We start from the raw sequence: 19,129 nt of genomic DNA on the forward strand, positions 1-19,129 counted from the left end.
TTATCGAATTAAGTCAAAAATTATAGGAATATCATTCAAAAGCTCTGTTGATGATCTCCGCTTGTTCCTTCGTATGGATTTTCGAGAACCCTGTCGAAGGTGAAGCACTCGGCTCGCGGGCAATTACCTGCAATGGCTTCACTCCTTTGTACATACGGAGCATGAATGTCCAGCCACCCATGTTGAAGGGCTCTTCCTGAACCCAGTAAACACTTGCGTTTTCGTACTGAGCAAGATGGGCGTCGATCTGCGTTTGCGGGAACGGATGCATTTGTTCCAGACGAATGATTGCCACGTCGTCGCGCTTATCGGCTTGCTGCTTTTCGTACAGTTCATAATACAGCTTACCGGTACAAAGCAGTACTTTCTTCACTTTTTTCGGATCTGCATAAGTATCACCAATGGTTTCCTGGAATGAACCACTTACGAGGCTATCGATCGGCGAAACGCACAGCGGGTGACGCAGCATTGATTTCGGTGACATCACGATCAGCGGTTTCCGGAATGGGAACTTCAACTGCCTGCGGAGCAAGTGGAAGAAGTTAGCAGGTGTCGTTACGTTCGCTACGATGATGTTATAGTTTGCCGAAAGTTGCAGGTAACGCTCCGGACGCGCATTGGAATGCTCCGGTCCCTGGCCTTCGTAGCCATGTGGCAGCAACATCACCAAACCCGTCCAACGGTCCCATTTGGTTTCGCTTGATGTCACGAACTGGTCGATAATCACCTGCGCGCCGTTAGCGAAATCTCCAAACTGTGCTTCCCAGATCACCAATGCATTCGGGTTCGCCATAGAATACCCGAATTCAAAACCCAATACGCCGTACTCGGAGAGCAGCGAGTTATAGATCATGAACTGGCCCTGGCCGTCCTGAATATGCTGCAAGCTATTGTAGGACGCGTTGGTTTCCACATCACGCAATACCGCGTGACGGTGCGAGAATGTACCGCGCTGCACGTCCTGGCCGCTCAAACGAACGATATTGCCTTCCACAAGGATCGAACCGTATGCGAGCAACTCGGCCGTAGCCCAGTTTACTTCTTTTTTATCGAAGATCATTTGCTCCCGATCTTTGAGCAATTTGTCGATCTGCTTCAATCTGTTAAAGCTTTCCGGAGTAGTGATCAGCGCTTTACCGATTTTTTCCAGCACGTCCAGTGCTACACCTGTTTCCGGTGATTTCTCAAAGTCTTCCGGTTTCGATTTACGCAAGGTATGCCATTCCTGTTCCAGTTTCGGCATCGTGTATGGCAATGCTTTCTGCTTCACCATATCAAGGCGTTCTTGCAGCAATTGCTTGAACTCCTTGTCCATATTTGCCGCCAGCTGTGCATCCACATCGCCACGTTCTACCAACGTTCTTTGGTAGATTTCACGCGGATTCTGGTGGTTCTCGATGGACTTGTAAAGAACCGGCTGCGTGAATTTCGGTTCGTCCGCCTCATTGTGTCCATGACGGCGGTAACAAACCATATCAATGAAAATATCCTTATTGAATTTCTGACGGTACTCTACTGCAAGGCGCATGCAAAATACGACTGCCTCAGGATCGTCACCATTCACGTGCAATACAGGTGCATCCACGATCTTGGCAATATCCGTACAGTAGATAGCCGAGCGCGCGTCGGTGAAGTCGGTCGTGAAACCAACCTGGTTGTTGATCACAAAGTGGATGGTACCACCGGTGTAGTAGCCGTTCAGTGCCGACATCTGGGTTACTTCGTAAACGATACCCTGGCCTGCCACCGCAGCATCACCATGGATCAATACCGGCAGCACGCGATCGTAATCGCTGTCGTACATGCCATCGGCCCGGGCGCGGATGTAACCTTCCACTACCGGGTTCACCGCTTCGAGGTGAGACGGGTTCGGCGCGAGTTTCAGGTGTACATTGTTACCGTCTTTGGTGGTGATCTGGCTCGCAAAACCCATGTGGTATTTCACGTCGCCATCACCCCAAACCTGGTCGGGCAGGTTACCTTCAAATTCGTTGAATATCTGTCCGTAAGTTTTCTGCATGATATTCGCCAGCACATTCAGACGGCCACGGTGCGCCATACCGATCATCACTTCCACTACGCCCATTTCAGCGGCTTTGTTAATCATCGCATCAAGCGCCGGGATCGTCGTTTCGCCACCTTCCAGTGAAAAGCGTTTCTGGCCGAGGTATTTGGTATGCAGGAAGTTTTCAAAAACAACCGCTTCGTTGAGTTTTGAAAGAATGTGTTTTTTCTCATCGATCGAGAAAGTCATCGTCAACGCTTCCTTCTCGATTTTCTTGCGCAACCAGCTCTTTTGCTCGCGGTCGCGTATGTAGAGGTATTCGAAACCGATATTTCTTGCATAGATCGTTTGCAACGCATCTACGATCTCTCGCAAGGTGGCCGGACGATCAAAGACCTCAACACCAGCTTCAAAAACGGTATCGAGGTCTTCGGGTCCTAGATTAAAGTCAGCAATGTCCAATTGCGGGCGACGATCTTTCCTTTTCTGGATCGGATTCGTAGTCGCCAGAAGGTGTCCCCTCGACCTATAGCCACGGATCAAATGCACCACCTCCATTTCCTTGCGGATACGTGCAGGATCCGTCTTCCCAACTACCGCAGCCTCCTTGCCGTTAGCGGCACCATTGGTGTGTCCGTTACCGGTAGCAGGGAATTTTTGATAAAAATCATAACCTTCAAAAAACTTCTGCCAGCCTTCGTCTACGGAAGCTGGATCTTGCTTATAGGAATTGTACAATTCATCGATATAAGCGGCGTCGGAATTTGCTATATAAGTGTATTTATCCATCACAAAAGTGAGTATTTCATTTACGGCACAAAGGTACGAGACTTATGTAAAGATTACGAATAAAAATATCCTTTTAACTTAACGCGAAAGACGGTCAAGAGTGGTACTTGCAACTAGAATTTCTGAAATCCTTTGGGATTCGGGATAAATTTCAGCATGAGCTCGTGAATACCCTTTGGTCCGGAATAGGAAGCGTAGATCTGTTCTACCTGTCGCGTGCTGTAAAAATATCCCAGTCGCACATTTCTTCCCAACTTGACCTCAGCGGTTAACTGTAAATAATCCACTTTTGCCGAAAAGGAATTGTACCCGCCGCCTACCCGGTAGGACGCGCCTAACCCGACCTTCTCCCTGAACCAGAACCGGGATCCGAAATCAACTCTCAGTTTATGATCTTTTTCCTGGACAAACAGCACATGCGGCAGCATCATGACATCCTCGCTCAACGCATGACTTCCGCCTGCGGTAATGTAAAGCGGGCGGCGGTAAAAGGTCCCCACGATCTGGTCACCGAACTTTTGTGAAAGTACTTCCGGTTTAGAAATACCGAAATACAACCTATCTGAACGCAACCAGGCACCCAGCCCGAAACTCCCCAACGCGCGGTTGTTGCCTACAGAGGTCCCATCCGAAACGGGTAGCACGTTGATCCCGCCCTGAACGCCAAGCCCCAGTTTCCAGGTGTCGGATAAGCCGAGATGAAATGCAAACGAGCCTACAAAGCCGGTGGTGGTGAAATAGCTCGTCTGGTCATTCAATGCCTGAAAGCCTATCCCGAACTTGCCGTCAGCAACGGTTCCGTCCGCGGCGAAGGTCTGGCTGGTAGGCGAATTGGGAATATTGAACCATTTCCTGCGAAAAATAGCAGTCATATTAAAGTCCTCGCGCACGCCCGTAAAGCCGGGGTTGATCGACATCGGGTTCTGGACATATTGCTCATAAAGAACCTCCCGCTGCGCCTTAGCTACGCCAAGGCTAGCTACCAATAATGTCCCGGCCAGAAAAATCTCTCTCGAATAGTGATGTGTGTTCTTCAAAAACATCGCACTGAAATAGGTTATTTTAAACAAAAATGGCAGGAGAGTAAGTCCCTGCCATCTTATAACTCTTGAACATTACTTTTTTACTGCCGGGATCAGATCAAAAATCATAACCCAATGTTACATAAGGAATTGGTTTGTTAGTGTAACCGTTGTCAACTCCCCAGGCGTAATCAAATTTGGCATAGAAACCAAACAATGTCGTTCTTACACCAGCGCCGTAACCCATCAGGTAAGGGTTTTTATAATTGGTAACCGTCGCCCGGAATGTCTCATTTTCATCCCCAATAATCTGGGTATTCAAGCTGTTGTTCTCGCTGAAAGGTCCTTTGCCGGTCCAGGCCGTACCAATATCACCGAAGCCGACGATCTGGAAGTTACGCAGGAAGCTTGATGTAATCGCGCCGCGGTAAAGGTATTTCACCAGGGGAATTCTCAATTCGGCATTGAGCAACATATAACTTGTACCTGACAGCCTGTTGAGTTTGAACCCACGCAGGTTGGTAGCAAAATCCGCGAAGAAAATGTCGCGGTTATCGCGTTGAAAATTCAGTGGATTATCGCCGCTGCGGTTTTCTTTCCGGTTACCGAGCCAGTTTTCCATACCACCAAGAATATTCTGCTTAGGCGCCCGTCCACCGGAATGGCTTGCCGCTGCACGCACAGCGAGGATCAGGTCTCGGTGGATTTTCTGATAATGGCGGAAGTCGAGGCTCACGCGGTTGAAGCTTTCCTTTCCACTAGTCAATCCCTGGTAAAGGTCGTAACGCAGTTTGAAACGCGTCCCTTCCATCATATTCATGCCATTCACCCTGGTGTTATCGAATACAAATTCGCTGCGCACCCCTCCGTAATTCGAAGACAGGTCCGGATTAGGCAGCAGCACATCGATCATTCTCGTAGATGTGAACATCGGCGATACCGAGAAACGGCTCGTAGTCGAAAATGGATATGATGCCGTGAACATCAACTGGTTGAACCGGTATTTCTGGATCAGGCCTTCCGAGTCGTTATATAATGTCTTTCTGTCGACACGCAAGCCAAAGTCGATGCGATAGGTATTATTGTTGTATTCTGCGAACAAATCGCTGTTTCGAAAGTTAGACGAAATGAAAAGGCCGGCCTTAATGACGTGGTTTTCGAGCAGATCGTTCATCGAAATGGATTGTGCATAGCCAAATCCACGGATGGGATCAATGCGCCAGTCGGAACTTGCGTCATTGGTAATAAACAGACCTTTATAGTTGTATGGCCCTTTGATCGCGATATTTTCACGAACCGCTTTCGTACGCGAGGCTACACCAGGCGTAGTAGGGAAGTTTCCACGGTTTCTTCTCGATTCGAATGATTTCAAAACATCCTCGTCGAACTCGTAATTATCTGTATCTACCTCGCCTTCTTTCAAAGCCAGCTTTTTGGGTTGATCGGTTTGCGCCGCTTTCGTAGCAGAATCCGCTTTTACGGGACTAACAGTACCGTTGCCCGAATTTCCGGCACTGGCAACGCTCAACGATGGCGGATTAACCGTCGCATTGATATCGAATCCGTTTTTGAATGCAGCCGTATAGTAACCATCATTCAAATAAGTGTAAGCCAACGCCCCGCCCGGTGCTTTCAGGTTCACATCAGCATTGCGGATGTTCTGAATATAGTTGGTCAGCTGCGAGCTGGTCTGTGAAGCGCGGTTGTATTTATAAAGATTATTTACACCTTTCCCATTGGAAAGATAAACCACGTCGTTCTCGTCGGCATACACCGGTGTTAACTTGGTCTTTCCGTCCGATTCTACCAACTTGACGATGTTTTCTGATCGCGGCGTTCCATCGTGCTCAAAAAGTGTATAAGAAGGTGCAATGGATTTGAAGTTCCCTTTGTCACCCCGCCCCAGCGAATCCACGGGTCTGTTGGAAGAGAAAACTACCCGTCGCGAAGACCCCTGGATAAAACGGGGAGAAAGGTCATCGTAAAGGTCGCTGGTGAGCGGCAATGCCGAAGCCCGCGCCACACTGATGAGGAATATATCGTTTTGGCCGGCCTTGTCTGCACTCACAGCGAGCATTGAGCCGTCGTGCGACACGTCCATGTCCACGATCTGATCCAGCCCGCGGATATTGCGTTTTGTTTTAATCTTGATCTTTTTAGTACCTACATTTTCATACCGGTACAGGTTCTTTTTGTCGTTTTCGTTAGCCAGAATTGTCAGCTCATTGTTTCTCGACCAGCCCAGAAGCGGCGGCTGCGTTTTCATGCGGCCTCCGATAATATCTAATTTACCCTGGCGAACCACTTTCTTCGAGCCAGTCTCACTATCAAACAAATACACGCGGTAGCGCCCGTTTTTAATCTCACTCACAGCAGTAAATTTCTTATCCGGCGACACCTTGATTACCGCACTGGCATCGGTCACATTGAACTCGTTCAGCTTATACTTCCAGGTCGGATTGGGATCCGTATAGAACTGCTCGGCATTCTTGGTCTGGTTCAGGTAATAGGCCCGCCAGTCGCGCAGGAAACGGTTGTAGGATTGCACGCCAAGCGTGCTGGTGATACTGGTCTGCTCGGTGCGGATAATGCGGGTAAGGTTGAGAATGTCGGAGATCTTGTCTTTTCCATAGCGCTCGGCGATGTAGTTCCAGATCGAATGCCCGATCAGCGTCGCATCGTCGCCCGTCATGAGCGTCGGCTTACGGATGTTGCGGTTTTTGAAGAAATCACGCATATAGTCGTTCAGTTCCGGTGACCAGCCCTCGGCGATGTAAGCTGCCGTACCCGACATGAACCACTCCGGCAATGTAAGCAGCAAAGAACTTTGCAGCGCTTCTTTCATATTGCCCCCATACAGCATGTCATATACAAAAAGAAGACTGATATCCCGCACCAGCTTTTTACGGAAACCGATCTGATCGCCCGTATAGGCTACCTCCACGCGCGATTGCGAGAGATTGAGCTTCTGGTCCGAAAGGTTATCCAGCACCGACAGTCCCATATTGCTCTGTTCGAGCTCAGCAGGCGAGTTATACAGGAATATTTTTACACGGTTATAAGGTGTCCAGCCGAGAATGTCGGTAATTTTATCGAATTCGCTTTCCGCATATTGCGCCGTCAGCCTGGCTAGATTGGTACCGCCCTGGTAGTGATAGATTTCAAAATTAGTGGTTCGGAAGATCTTCCAGTTGAACTTCTTATACTGGACCCGGTTCTTTCCAAAAGTCTCCTGTGAAGGATAGCGCTGTGCTATTGAGTCGTTGAATAATCCAAAAACTGCTAAAAGACCGATCGAAAAGGTTAATGTGTAAATATATCTTTTGCTCATATTGCTTAGGCTGACGTCAACGGAAATATAACGAAAAATACCTTTTTATATTCACTAGCGGGTTCAATTCTTTGCCGTAAATCAGGTGGTTACAAAACGCATTTGCCAGAAAAGGAGCGAGCGTTACGCCCTTTGTGCCTAACCCATTGAAAATAGACACGTTAGGAAACTCAGGATGAATCCCTATTAATGGCCGGCGGTCGCGCACAGATGGGCGTATACCCGCCTGAGCGCCCGTTAATGTGTAACCGGTTCTTAGCAGGCCCTGCAATTTGGCCTCCAGTTCCTCCGTCGCGGCGTCTGTAATTTCCCAGTCGAGCGGGTTCCAGGAATAGGTAGCCCCTACTTTCATCCTATTTTCAGTCAACGGCAATGCGAAGATGCCCTGATTAATGATATACGACTTCAATATAGCCTCTGTGGCTATTTCCAGGATTTGTCCTTTTACGGGTGTAAACGGTAACCAATTGAACCAGCTGTTTTCCAACGCAAAAAAACCCTGACAAAAAATGACCGTTCGGAACCGCTTACCCTGCCACTCAACGCCGTCATCGGTTCTCGAAAGATCATCGGTGCCGAAAGCGGCTTCCACATACAAATGCCGTTCCTGGAAATACGAGCGACTCGCATCCAGCAATACCGGCAGATCGATCCAGCCCGATTGGACCACTTCTAAACCACCAAAATCCGCATTTACATAAGGCATTTCTTCTCCGGGGTCAGGAGAATTGGCCACGTAGGGACTAATCCCGGGATCGGCCGTCTGCGCGAGGTAGGTATTTTGCTCTTCGATCGACCGGAAAGGCCGGTAAATCGGAGTGACGTGCATGAATTTACAACCTAGTTTCGTTTCCAGGTTTCCGTAAAAAACTCTGGCATAAGGGAAAAGATCATCGGCCAGCCAGGTCTTGACCAGCTTTTTGCCCGTCAGCGGATTAAAAATCCCTGCTGCGACGCGTGAGGAAGAAGGCATTGAAGAATCGCCGACGATTTGGAAACTCTTTCCCAAATCGTGAAGATGCCAGGCTACTGAAGTGCCGCCTATGCCCTGCCCTATGATGAGATATTCGTAGTCAAAATGCTGCATATCAAGCATTATCGGCAGCGCGACGTCTGAGTGACAACCCGATTTGCTCGTCGGCCAGGCGCACCACCACTTCCACCTGCTCGTCGAGGGTCATGAATGAGTTATCAATATAAATGGCGTCCTCGGCCTGCCGGAGCGGGCTTTCGGCGCGGGTCGTGTCGATGTAATCGCGTGTCTTGAGATTTTCCAGGATTTCGGCCAGATCCACGATCTCACCTTTTTCCATCAGTTCCAGCTGGCGGCGGTGCGCGCGGATCATGGGGTCGGCGGTCATGAAAATTTTCAGTTCGGCCTGCGGAAATACGACGGTACCGATGTCCCGGCCATCCATGACAATGCCCTTGGTCTTACCCATTCGCTGCTGCTGCGCCACCAATGCATGCCGCACCTCAGCGATCGCACTTACTTCGCTCACCCGCTCGGAAACATACATTTTCCGGATCTCGTCCTCCACATTCAGACCGTTCAAATAGGTATCGTTGCGGCCGAGTTCGGGATGCCTGCGGAAGGAAATATGCACTTTTGACAGGGCATTTTCTACTTCCTTCGGGTTGGTAAGACTTATATGATTTTGGATAAAATACAGTGTAACAGCCCTGTACATCGCGCCGGTGTCGATGTAAGGGTAATTCAATTGCTTGGCAACCAGTTTCGCCGTTGTGGATTTCCCGCAACTCGAATAACCGTCGATCGCAACGATAATCTTGGGCATATTGGAAAGTGTAATTTTACAGAGCGTAAAAATACATTTTTAAAGCTCATTCCCCGGCCAGCTTTACAAACAAATGTTCGTCGAGTACCTGGTCGTTTTTAATAATGGCCTTGCGGTGAATCGCTTCGAGTTTGTAACCGGCTTTTTCCAGAACGCGCATCGAGGCAGGGTTGGTTTCGAAAACGCCCGCGAAAAGCCTTGTAATGGTGGTATTGGCAAAAATCCAGTCTGTCATTTGCACAACGGCGGCTGTGGTAATGTTGAGTCCCCAGTAAGGCTCACCGAGCCAGTAGCCGATCTCAGCATTGTTGCGATGAATGTCCTCCTGGCGCAGTACGCCTATTCCGCCCACAAATTCATCCTTATAGTAGATCGCGCGGTGGAAGCTTTCGCCGCTATGCCGCCCGTTACAGAAGTCGATCCAATAATGGGCGTCGGAAAGTGTGTAAGGTGAGGGAAAATTATCCCTTACCTGCGCTACCACATTTTTGTTGTTCGCGAGTTGCGCCAGCCTTTCGGCAATATTTCTGGTGAACGGTCTGAGAGTTACCTGTTGGTCCATACAATGCTACTCGCCTTCAAGCAGGAAGACCACCATGCTGCGCGCCCCGTGCGCGCCGATGACCAGCGATTGCTCAATATCCGCAGTTTTTGACGGACCTGCAATAAAACAGCCCCATCCCAGCGTGTCCCGCAAGCGCACATATGCGTCATGCATATTGTCCACGAGCGCATTACGCGGGATCACGAACGCGAGATTTTGGGTAATAAAAGGCAGCACCCGATGCGGCAAATACTGGTCCGAAATCCAGACTGCCCCATTTTCGGCCACGCCAAACTCGGCTTGCACAATGGCTATTTCCACGGTTTCCAGTTCGTGCGGGTCTGAAACATTGAGGCTGAAATCGGCCCAGGCGCTTAACGCAGGAATGGTAGTAGCCCGATTTACCACGTCTTTGTAGAGCTCTTCCGCTTTTGCCGCAAGCTCTTCCAGGTTTTTCACCACGATTACTTCGGTATAAATCGCAGCGAGCATTTCGCGGAATTTGTCTTCGGTATTTTCAAAATGGCTGACAAACGTGGTTATCGGCGGCAGCGCTACCTCCTCAGGTTTGGTCTGCCTGATTTGACTTAAAATTCTATCTCGTGAGCTCATAATCAATTCTTTCTGTTACGGACATACCAGTCGCGGAAGCTTTCCTTCGGCGGCTCGGGCATGTCGCGTTGTTTGTACCAGGGATTCAATGCATTGTTGACCATGAAAGGCATGGCGCGCATCACTGTCCGCCCCAGCCTGCCCGACCATTGGTAAAACCGTGGTGCAGCCAGCACCGTCGACATGGCCCGGATACCGATTTCCTTACTTTTATGCACGTGTCCCTCCTTCGCCAGCACCTGCCGCCATTTATACAACTGATCATGAATATCGATTTTCACCGGGCATACATTCGAGCAGCTGCCGCATAACGTGCTTGCAAACGGCAGATCCGCATTCTTGGTCATATCCAGGTTCGGCGCGAGAATGGAGCCGATTGGTCCGGCCACTGCATTGTGGTAGCTATGCCCGCCGCTTCTTCGATAAACCGGGCAAGTGTTCATACAAGCCCCGCAGCGAATGCATTTCAAGGAATTTCTGAAATCCTTCCGTCCTAATTGCGTGCTCCGACCATTATCTACAATCACAATATGCATTTCCTGCCCCTCGCGCGGCTTTTTGAAATGGCTGCTGTAAGTGGTAATCGGCTGGCCCGTGGCGCTTCGTGCGAGCAGGCGCAGGAATACGCCGAGGTGTTCCTGTTTGGGGATAATCTTTTCAAAACCCATACAGGCAATGTGAATATCGGCCAGATGCGCGCCCATATCGGCATTACCTTCATTCGTAGAGACAACAAAACCGCCGGTTTCGGCGATGGCAAAATTTACACCTGTCAACGCAGCTCTGCGCGTCAGAAACTTATCGCGCAAATGCTGGCGGGCGGCTTCGGTGAGGTATTGCGGGTCGGTGGCGCCGGCTTCCGTGCCCAAATGTTCGTGAAAAAGATCGCCGATATCCTTCTTTTTCAAGTGGATAGCCGGTAATACAATATGGCTCGGCGGCTCGTTGCGGAGCTGCACAATGCGTTCGCCCAGATCGGTGTCGATCACCTCAATGCCGTTCTTTTGCAGGAATTCGTTCATATGACATTCCTCGGTGAGCATCGACTTGCTTTTCACCATCTTGTCGATCTTATGTTTCTTCAAAAGCCCGAGAACGATCTCGTTATGCTCAGCCGCATTGGCCGCCCAATGCACCTGCACGCCGTTTTCCTTCGCTTTTTGTTCAAAGGCGATCAGTAGCTCGTCAAGATGAGAGAGCACATAATGCTTGATACCCGACGCGGCTTCGCGAAGCTGCTCCCACTCGGGCAATTGTTTGGATGATTTATCGCGTTTCTGACGGACGAACCATAGCGTTTCGTCGTGCCAGTTTACGTAAGATTCGTCTCTGTTGAACACTTCGGAGGCGTCCGCGTGCTCCATGACTGTTTTGGACATAGCTGCCTTAACAATTTGATAATGGTATTTAAAGAAGAATAAGAATTGTACTTTTCACATTCATTGCATTATTCCAAGTTTGCAGTTTGTTTAATAAACAACTTTTTACAAATCGAAAAAATGCTATTTTCTTGTATTGCAATATCTTATACTTTTGAATCAACAAAGTTTTTCGATCGGGGCATCGGAGTCTGAACTAAGTTCAGTTTAACTTTTTTTAGACATTAAATTATTACTCCTATGAAAACCAAAAACACTCTTATTATCGCAGCCATCACGGGCTTGCTTCTATCAGGATCGGCATTCGCTGTAAATGCCCAGGACAACTTCGCTACCGCAGATAAAACTGAAAACGCTTCAACCAAGCTGACCGTTCTGCAGGTTAAACCATTGCAATTCCGCGTTTCTTATAATAATCCAATTTCAAAAAATGTAGTTGTGCGTATTCTGGACAACGAAAAGAATGTGCTTTTCTCAGAAAACCGCAAAGTTGAAAACAACTACCTGAAATACTTCGATTTATCAACGCTGATGGACGGCACTTACACGTTCGAAATCACGGATGGTAAAGAGAAGACTGCACAATCGTTTGATATTTTGACTACAACCAGCCGCGTTGTTTCTTCAATCAACTAATAGCGGGGCGCTTCTCAGATTCCATCCCAGCGCATAAACTTTGTATACACCGGGGCTCAATATGCGGGCTCCGGTTTTTGTTTTTTGATCCCTGCATTCAGGATCTCAGCGATATGCATCACCTGCACATTCGAATTGCCCCGTTTGAGAATACCTCCCAAATGCATCAGGCAGCTCATATCCGAACCGGTAATGAATTCCGCATTGTGCCGGATGTGGTCCGCCACGCGGTCCTTACCCATTTTCACGGATACAGCCTCCTCGCTCACGCAAAACGTCCCGCCAAAACCGCAGCATTCGTCGGTGCGATCCAGGTCGATTAGCTCGATGCCTTTCACTTGTTTCAAAAGCGATACCGGCTTCGAAAATGGCGCCGCATTCAACTCCGACATTTGAGACAAATGCAATCCGCGTTGCCCGTGGCATCCCTGGTGCAAGCCCACACGATGCGGGAACTCGGCTTCGATAGTCTCTATTTTCAAAACGTCGGTCAGAAATTCGACTAATTCATATACTTTCTTTCTGAGTACTTTTGATTCGTCAGCCTTGTTATCGGCCTTCAAATGGTCTTTAATATGCAGCACGCAGCTCCCCGATGGCGATACCACGTAATCGCAATCTTTGAAAAGATCATAAAAAAGATTGTCGCACGGGCGCGACAAGTGTTCGAATCCGGAATTGGCCATCGGCTGGCCGCAGCACGTCTGATTCAACGGAAATATTACTGTACAGCCGAGTTTTTCAAGCAATTCGAGCGTTGCGATCCCCACTTGCGGATAAAACTGATCGACATAGCAGGGGATAAATAATCCGATCTTCCAATTTGAGTAATTCATTTTCTACCAAAATTCGATGGTGGCCTGAATGGGATAGTGATCAGAAACGTCCGGATAATTTCGGATCACCTTGTAGTTTTTAATGCGGACCTTGTTGTTGAGCAAGGCAAAAATGTAATCGAGCCGGTCGCCCGGTAAACCTTCGTTCCAGGTCTGCAACTGCGACCCGCGGGCAGCGTCCTGCCAGTTCCTGCGGAACGAAAAGTAAGGCTGCTCATTCGGTCTGGCGCCCATATCCATACCCAAAAGTACGGGCTGGACGCTGTTGACGAGCATTTGATTAATGTAAGCGGCCTGCAATGCCCGGTCCATGACAGAAGCATATTCGAGCCGGGAGTTGCAAAACCGGAAGGTCACAGAACGCGACAGTTTGATCAGCCCACATTGCAGCACTTTCGGGTCGGCACCCGCCGTCCGCGGCAAATTGATGATTTGTGTCTTTTCAAACGGCCAATTGGAAAGTATCCCGACGCCCTGCGTCCCGTTTTCATTGGTATCGGCAACTGCATAGGCATAATACATGCCCGTCTGTGCGGCGATCTGCCTCAACTGGAACTGCACCTTTCCCTTGTCTGTAAGGCTGTCGACCGCCTGTAATGCCACAAGATCCGGGTCATTCTCCTTGATTATCCTTAAAATATCCCTCAGATTCGACTCTTCCCGATTATTCAGGCCATGCCGGATGTTGAAACTCATCAGCTTCACTTCCACAGCCTGGCGGGGCTGAGATGAAAGCAATGCAAACGATAAAATAAGGATGGATAATGCGTAAAATAGTCTACTCAACCTGTTCGAATGCTAGTTCATACTACGACCTTTATTCTCAGAGGGCAAATATCTGTTCCATTAACACCCACTTTTCGCCGGGTTTGGCAGTGGGCAATGCTTGTTGGTATTTCCACATGAGCTGCTCCCATTCCTGTACTTTCGGATTGTCGGCGTCCATTTGGGATTTTGTTTCAAAACTGAAATCGTCTTCCGTCTCCATGATCATGAACAGGCGGTTACCAACCCGGTAAATGTCCATCACAGTAATGCCGGCATCGGTAATGCTCTTATGGATTTCAGGCTGGATCTTTTTGTGGTAGCCTTCGTATTCCGCAATCATTTGCGGGTCATCGACCAGGTCCACTGCAAGACAATATCTTTTCATAATCCTATTAAATATCGAGGTTGTAAAAGCGCCTCGCGTTGTTACCCATTACATCGCGCATTTCGTCGTCGGAGAACATACTCAGGTAGTCGGTCAGGATTCCCTTCGCGCCTTCGTATTCGCCCGCGACCAGGCATACTGGCCAGTCGGAGCCATACATAATGCGCTCCGTTCCGAATGCTTCGAAAACCACATCGAGATAAGGCCTGAAATCGGCTTTCTCCCAATGCATCCAGGTGGCTTCGGTCACCATGCCAGACACTTTGCAATGCACATTCGGCAATTCTGCGAGTCGACGGATATCATCGGCCCAGGGTTGCAACTCCTGCGCTTTGATGAGCGGCTTGGCAATGTGATCCAGCACGAAATGCACATTCGGCAGTTTTACCGCGAAGTTGAATGCTTCTTTCAACTGGTTTTGGTAAATGAGAATGTCGTAGGTAAAATCGAATGCGACCAGCGTACCCACGCCCCGGATAAACTCCGGTTGCAGCAGAAAACCTTCGGGCTGCCCCTGCGCCACATGACGGAAGCCTTTCAATTTCTCAAACTGCGAGTATCTTTCGAGCTGATCATACAAATTCACCGCTTTGAGATCTACCCATCCTACCACGCCTCTCACAAAATCGTTGGCCTCGGCTAAATGCAGCAAAAACTCCGTTTCCGCATCGTTCTGCGACGCCTGCACCGCCACGCAGCCATCTACTTTATTGGCTTTGAGGACCGGCCAGAGGTCCTCCGGTAGAAAATTCCGCCGGATAACCTGCATGTCGGGTGTGATCCACGAATCACGTTCCTCGTCGAATATCCAGAAATGCTGGTGAGCGTCTATCGTCATATACTTCTTTACTATGCTGGTAACTTGGTTCGGCTGTCAAGTATGGTCATGTGTTGTCATCCATTGTCATTTGTGGTCATTCGTTGTCAAGTGTGGTCAGGTGTTGTCAGGCATTGTCATTCATTGTCAGGGCTTGACTATCAGTGACTACACTTGACAGAACACGACCACACCTGACTATTAATGACTATACCTGACCATCCCTGACTAGTTATGACCCCGAACGTAGCAAACTCCCTTACACCGTCGCCTTCCAGGCAATCGCTTCCTGCTTTTGTGAACCCAATTTTTCAATACCCAATTCTACAACGTCGCCTGGTTTGAGGTAAACCGGCGGCTTCATGCCCAGACCTACGCCCGCCGGTGTGCCGGTCGTGATCACATCTCCCGGGAGCAGTGTCATAAACTGGCTCAGATAGCTAACCAGGAATGGGATCTGGAAAATCATGTCGGATGTATTGCTGTCCTGGATTTTCTTGCCGTTCAGGCTCAGCCACAAATCGAGGTCGTTGGCATTGCCTACTTCATCCGAAGTAACCATGTATGGTCCCAGCGGTGCGAAAGTATCATTGCTTTTACCTTTCACCCATTGTCCGCCACGCTCCATTTGGAACGCCCGTTCCGAATAGTCGTTGTGAACGGCATAACCAGCTACGTAGTCTAATGCATTAGCCTCATCCACGTAGCTCGCTTTTTTACCGATTACTACGGCCAGCTCTACCTCCCAGTCTGTTTTTTCCGAATTTCTCGGGATAATCACCTGGTCAAAAGGTCCGCATAATGCAGTAGTTGATTTAAAGAAGATGATAGGTTCTTTCGGAAGCTCCGTCGCGCCGGATTCGTAGGCATGTTTGGCATAGTTCATGCCAATGCACACGATCTTCGAAGGACGTGCCACGCAGGAACCATAGCGGAAACCATCCGCCACTTTCGGCGCGGAGGCCGCATTGATTTCGAGCCATGCCGACAAACGAGCGATACCATCGGTCGCGAAGAATTTTTCATTATAATCTTCACCAAATGCAGAAACATCCAGCTTTGTACCGTCGGCCAATTCTACGCCCGGTTTTTCATTTTCAAATGCACCAAATCGAAAGAGTTTCATATTTTGTACTTCGGCTTTCGGCTTTCGGCCGTCGGCATTTTTTTAGTTATACTTCGGCCGTCGGCTATCGGCCGTCAGCTTTTTGCTAGTTATTATTCATTTCAAGGTCCGACAGCCGATAGCCGACTGCCGACAGCCTCCTAATTATTTAGCTTCTCAAATCCCCCGTCAATCAAATAATCGCAACCTGTGATAAAACCTGCTTCATCCGAGCAAAGGTACAATGCCAATGCACCGATTTCTTCCGGCTTCGCCATACGGCCGATAGGTTGGGTTTTGGACAGTTTTTCAAACATTTCCTGCTCCTTGCCCGGATAATTTTTCGAGATAAAACCATCCACGAAAGGTGTGTGCACGCGTGCCGGCGAGATGCTGTTGCAACGGATACCGTCCGCCAGGTAATCGCGGGCTACCGACAACGTCATGGAGTAAACCGCACCTTTTGCAGTAGAATAAGCAAAGCGGTCGGGTATTCCTACTGTTGCGGCAATGGAAGCCATGTTCAAAATCACTCCTCCGCCGTTGGATTTCAAATGCGGAATGGTGGCCATGAGGCAGTTATAAACGCCTTTGACATTGATATTAATCACCCTGTCAAAATCGATTTCCGCAGTCGTGTCCGCCTTGCCGATATGCGCGATACCTGCGTTGTTTACAAGGATATTGATCGGATGCTGCGCGGCGATGGCGTTGATAATATTCACGACATCCGCCTGTTTGGAGATGTCCAGTGCGTGTGCCTCAGCTTGTCCGCCTTCCGCAGTGATTTCGCTCACCACCTGATTGGCCAGATCAATATTGAGTTCCAGAATATGCACGTAAGCGCCCTGTTTAGCGAAAGTTTTAGAGATCGCCAATCCGATCCCACTCGCTCCGCCGGTTACCAGTGCTGTTTTTCCTGTTAGATTAAACATAGATAGTTGGTCTAGGCCCAAGGCTGAAGCCTTGGGTTAATGATGCTTGTCTGTTGGTCTTAGGCAAAAGCACAGCTTTTGCCTTGTTACTGTTATTGTTATTGCATTGCTGTTGCCGATGCGTTGCTGTTGCAGTGCAATTCTGTTGCTCTACAATTCTCTTGATTGAAATCTTTCTGCTCTGCAATTCTTTTGCTTTGCGATTCTTTTGCTTTGTGTCCGGGGGTTAACCCCCCGGCAATAGATTTGCGCTTCTCCGAGTTACTGCGTCGGACAATTTGAATTTGCTATGCAAATTTCCAATCTGTTACCGTCGGTTTTAACCGACGGAAGGCCGAGACTTGGATTCTGGGAGCCCGGCGCCGAAAACCGGTTATTATAGTGAAACGCCGCGTTTCCACGGGATAAAGTCGTCTTGTCCCAATTGCTGCGCTTTGGTCAGCTCGCCGCTGGCTACTTTAATCACATATTCCAGCAATGCTTCCGCATTCTGTTCGATTGATTGCGTGCCGTCTACAACCGGACCACAGTCGAAATCGATCACGTCGGGCATTCGTTGGGCAAGAGCCGAGTTGGTGGCTACTTTTGCTACCGGGCAGATCGGGTTACCTGTTGGGGTACCAAGACCAGTGGTGAAAAGGATAATGTTTGCGCCTGCGGCGGTTTGACCAGTAGTGGCTTCCACGTCGTTGCCTGGCGTGCACACGAGGTGCAGACCTGATTCCGTTGCGCGTTCGGTGTAGTTCAAAACGTCGGATACGTAGGCATTACCCCCTTTTTTAGCTGCCCCGGCGGATTTGATCGCGTCGGTGATAAGACCATCCTTAATATTACCCGGCGATGGGTTGAATGCGAATGCGGAGCCAACGGCCTCGGCTTTGCCAGCGTAGTCGCGCATCAGTTTTTCAAATTTGGCGGCTTTTTCTTCGGTCACACAGCGATTGAGCAGCTCCTGCTCTACCCCATTCAATTCGGGGAATTCGGCAAGAAGTGTCTGTCCACCGAGGCCCACGACGAGGTCGGAAAGGTGACCAAGTACCGGATTGGCAGAAATCCCTGAGAACCCGTCCGATCCGCCGCATTTCAAGCCTACTGAAAGTTTAGAAAGTGGCGCATCGGAACGTTCAAATTCGTTGATTTTAGTCAAACCCATGAAAGTTTCCTTGATCGCACCCGACATGAGCGAATACTCAGTGCCCTTCTGGTGCTCGAATGCAAAGAACGGCTTGCTGAAATGCGGATCGCGCTTGCGGATTTCGTCTTCGAGCGTTTTCAGCTCGGAGTTCTGGCAACCGAGGCTCAGTACCGTAATACCTGCTACATTGGGATGCACCGCATAAGCCGCGAACAGAGAGCACAATGTATTCGCATCCAGACGCGTACCGCCGCAACCGCCCTCATGCGTGAGGAATTTAACACCGTCCACATTCTTGAACGGGCGTTCCGGTTTCTTTTTCGCTGCCGCCGGAGCGTCAACAAAAGTTTCCAGATTCTTGATCGTACGCATATCGCCCTGCTGGTACAAATGCAGGAATTCGCGTACCTGGTCGCGGTAAATATCCGTTTGTGCGTACCCGAGCTCGCGCTCGAATGCGTCCTTCATGATGAGCACGTTGCGGTTCTCGCAGAAAACGAGCGGCACTACTAGCCAGTAATTGTATGTCCCTACGCGACCATCTTCACGGTGGTAACCTTTGAAAGTGCGGTTTTGCCAATGGCTCACGTCGGGCTGCGTGTATGAATACGGCTGACGATTAGCAGTGCTGTAATCGTGTGCGTCGTGTTTCAGGTTGAATGTTGTGATCGGCTCGCCTTTTTTGATCGGCTGGGTGGCACGGCCTACAAGCACGCCGTACATAATGATGGCGCCGCCGGTTTCGATATCCTCCGTAACGAATTTATGCTTGGCCGAAACGCCGTATTGAAGATGGTAGAGATTCCCCTCGTACGTCACGTCCGAGCCCGCGGGCTGGTCGCGCAATGCCACGATAACATTATCGGAAGGGTGAACTTTCAGGAATTGGGACGCCATATTAATGTTCAGGTGAATGTAATCTGGTATATCCTACTGGTTTTCAATCACGCCAAATAGAATATATCAGCAAAGCAACAGAATTATTTGAATACAATGAACTCAGACATTAGCAATTTTTTCAACTATATTGG

At 49.2% G+C, this 19,129-nt stretch carries 16 protein-coding genes; 1 reads left to right on the forward strand and 15 read right to left on the reverse strand.

The genetic code is table 11. The annotated features are described in order from the left end of the window. Window positions 1-31 precede the first annotated feature (31 nt). From AC2YIT_RS15320 to AC2YIT_RS15355, 8 genes are all read right to left on the reverse strand, one after another. Window positions 32-2,794, reverse strand: a complete 2,763-nt coding sequence (locus AC2YIT_RS15320; RefSeq protein ID WP_430845528.1) for a 2-oxoglutarate dehydrogenase E1 component — start codon at window positions 2,792-2,794, stop codon at window positions 32-34. A 113-nt stretch (window positions 2,795-2,907) separates the two neighbouring features. Further along, on the reverse strand, window positions 2,908-3,837 hold the full coding sequence (locus tag AC2YIT_RS15325; RefSeq protein WP_487279726.1) for a PorP/SprF family type IX secretion system membrane protein: 930 nt from the start codon (window positions 3,835-3,837) through the stop codon (window positions 2,908-2,910). Window positions 3,838-3,934: 97 nt separating this feature from the next. Beyond that, the gene (locus tag AC2YIT_RS15330) at window positions 3,935-7,147 is read right to left on the reverse strand and encodes a hypothetical protein (protein WP_430845526.1); all 3,213 of its coding nucleotides are present in this window, start codon (window positions 7,145-7,147) and stop codon (window positions 3,935-3,937) included. 16 nt (window positions 7,148-7,163) lie between these two features. Next, on the reverse strand, window positions 7,164-8,234 hold the full coding sequence (locus tag AC2YIT_RS15335) for an NAD(P)/FAD-dependent oxidoreductase (protein ID WP_430845525.1): 1,071 nt from the start codon (window positions 8,232-8,234) through the stop codon (window positions 7,164-7,166). 1 nt (window position 8,235) lies between these two features. Beyond that, window positions 8,236-8,946: a (d)CMP kinase gene (cmk, locus tag AC2YIT_RS15340; RefSeq protein WP_487279727.1), complete on the reverse strand. Its 711-nt coding sequence runs from the start codon at window positions 8,944-8,946 to the stop codon at window positions 8,236-8,238. A 46-nt stretch (window positions 8,947-8,992) separates the two neighbouring features. Further along, on the reverse strand, window positions 8,993-9,508 hold the full coding sequence (locus tag AC2YIT_RS15345; RefSeq protein WP_430845523.1) for a GNAT family N-acetyltransferase: 516 nt from the start codon (window positions 9,506-9,508) through the stop codon (window positions 8,993-8,995). Between the two features lie 6 nt (window positions 9,509-9,514). Next, window positions 9,515-10,102, reverse strand: coding sequence for a LutC/YkgG family protein (locus AC2YIT_RS15350; protein WP_487279728.1), 588 nt, complete (start codon window positions 10,100-10,102; stop codon window positions 9,515-9,517). A 2-nt stretch (window positions 10,103-10,104) separates the two neighbouring features. Beyond that, window positions 10,105-11,481: a lactate utilization protein B gene (locus tag AC2YIT_RS15355; protein ID WP_430845521.1), complete on the reverse strand. Its 1,377-nt coding sequence runs from the start codon at window positions 11,479-11,481 to the stop codon at window positions 10,105-10,107. Window positions 11,482-11,721: 240 nt separating this feature from the next. Here AC2YIT_RS15355 and AC2YIT_RS15360 point away from each other — a divergent pair, with 240 nt between their 5' ends. Further along, complete coding sequence (locus AC2YIT_RS15360; protein ID WP_430845520.1) at window positions 11,722-12,117, forward strand: T9SS type A sorting domain-containing protein; 396 nt, start codon at window positions 11,722-11,724, stop codon at window positions 12,115-12,117. Window positions 12,118-12,173: 56 nt separating this feature from the next. Here AC2YIT_RS15360 and AC2YIT_RS15365 read toward each other — a convergent pair whose 3' ends face one another. The 7 genes from AC2YIT_RS15365 to AC2YIT_RS15395 form a co-directional block, all read right to left on the reverse strand. Beyond that, window positions 12,174-12,953, reverse strand: coding sequence for a (Fe-S)-binding protein (locus tag AC2YIT_RS15365; RefSeq protein WP_487279729.1), 780 nt, complete (start codon window positions 12,951-12,953; stop codon window positions 12,174-12,176). A 3-nt stretch (window positions 12,954-12,956) separates the two neighbouring features. After that, complete coding sequence (locus AC2YIT_RS15370; RefSeq protein WP_430845518.1) at window positions 12,957-13,739, reverse strand: endonuclease/exonuclease/phosphatase family protein; 783 nt, start codon at window positions 13,737-13,739, stop codon at window positions 12,957-12,959. Window positions 13,740-13,776: 37 nt separating this feature from the next. Further along, window positions 13,777-14,106, reverse strand: a complete 330-nt coding sequence (locus AC2YIT_RS15375; RefSeq protein WP_430845517.1) for an L-rhamnose mutarotase — start codon at window positions 14,104-14,106, stop codon at window positions 13,777-13,779. 7 nt (window positions 14,107-14,113) lie between these two features. After that, window positions 14,114-14,944 (reverse strand): amidohydrolase family protein, encoded by an 831-nt coding sequence (locus AC2YIT_RS15380; protein ID WP_487279730.1) that lies wholly within the window; start codon window positions 14,942-14,944, stop codon window positions 14,114-14,116. A gap of 238 nt (window positions 14,945-15,182) precedes the next feature. Beyond that, window positions 15,183-16,049, reverse strand: a complete 867-nt coding sequence (locus AC2YIT_RS15385; protein ID WP_487279731.1) for a fumarylacetoacetate hydrolase family protein — start codon at window positions 16,047-16,049, stop codon at window positions 15,183-15,185. Between the two features lie 140 nt (window positions 16,050-16,189). Next, a complete protein-coding gene (locus AC2YIT_RS15390; RefSeq protein WP_430845514.1) occupies window positions 16,190-16,963 on the reverse strand; it encodes an SDR family NAD(P)-dependent oxidoreductase in 774 nt (257 codons plus the stop codon). Between the two features lie 376 nt (window positions 16,964-17,339). Then, window positions 17,340-18,995 carry a UxaA family hydrolase gene (locus AC2YIT_RS15395; protein ID WP_430845513.1) on the reverse strand — a complete coding sequence of 552 codons (1,656 nt, stop codon included), beginning with the start codon at window positions 18,993-18,995 and terminating at the stop codon, window positions 17,340-17,342. Between the last annotated feature and the right edge of the window lie 134 nt (window positions 18,996-19,129).

The organism is Dyadobacter sp. SRI_021 (assembly GCF_057586235.1).

Bases quoted from the DNA above. Each gene is read 5' to 3' on its own strand.
- AC2YIT_RS15320 (WP_430845528.1), bottom strand. From the start codon at position 2,794: ATGGATAAATACACTTATATAGCAAATTCCGACGCCGCTTATATCGAT.
- AC2YIT_RS15325 (WP_487279726.1), bottom strand. From the start codon at position 3,837: ATGTTTTTGAAGAACACACATCACTATTCGAGAGAGATTTTTCTGGCC.
- AC2YIT_RS15330 (WP_430845526.1), bottom strand. From the start codon at position 7,147: ATGAGCAAAAGATATATTTACACATTAACCTTTTCGATCGGTCTTTTA.
- AC2YIT_RS15335 (WP_430845525.1), bottom strand. From the start codon at position 8,234: ATGCAGCATTTTGACTACGAATATCTCATCATAGGGCAGGGCATAGGC.
- cmk (WP_487279727.1), bottom strand. From the start codon at position 8,946: ATGCCCAAGATTATCGTTGCGATCGACGGTTATTCGAGTTGCGGGAAA.
- AC2YIT_RS15345 (WP_430845523.1), bottom strand. From the start codon at position 9,508: ATGGACCAACAGGTAACTCTCAGACCGTTCACCAGAAATATTGCCGAA.
- AC2YIT_RS15350 (WP_487279728.1), bottom strand. From the start codon at position 10,102: ATGAGCTCACGAGATAGAATTTTAAGTCAAATCAGGCAGACCAAACCT.
- AC2YIT_RS15355 (WP_430845521.1), bottom strand. From the start codon at position 11,481: ATGTCCAAAACAGTCATGGAGCACGCGGACGCCTCCGAAGTGTTCAAC.
- AC2YIT_RS15360 (WP_430845520.1), top strand. From the start codon at position 11,722: ATGAAAACCAAAAACACTCTTATTATCGCAGCCATCACGGGCTTGCTT.
- AC2YIT_RS15365 (WP_487279729.1), bottom strand. From the start codon at position 12,953: ATGAATTACTCAAATTGGAAGATCGGATTATTTATCCCCTGCTATGTC.
- AC2YIT_RS15375 (WP_430845517.1), bottom strand. From the start codon at position 14,106: ATGAAAAGATATTGTCTTGCAGTGGACCTGGTCGATGACCCGCAAATG.
- AC2YIT_RS15380 (WP_487279730.1), bottom strand. From the start codon at position 14,944: ATGACGATAGACGCTCACCAGCATTTCTGGATATTCGACGAGGAACGT.
- AC2YIT_RS15385 (WP_487279731.1), bottom strand. From the start codon at position 16,049: ATGAAACTCTTTCGATTTGGTGCATTTGAAAATGAAAAACCGGGCGTA.
- AC2YIT_RS15390 (WP_430845514.1), bottom strand. From the start codon at position 16,963: ATGTTTAATCTAACAGGAAAAACAGCACTGGTAACCGGCGGAGCGAGT.
- AC2YIT_RS15395 (WP_430845513.1), bottom strand. From the start codon at position 18,995: ATGGCGTCCCAATTCCTGAAAGTTCACCCTTCCGATAATGTTATCGTG.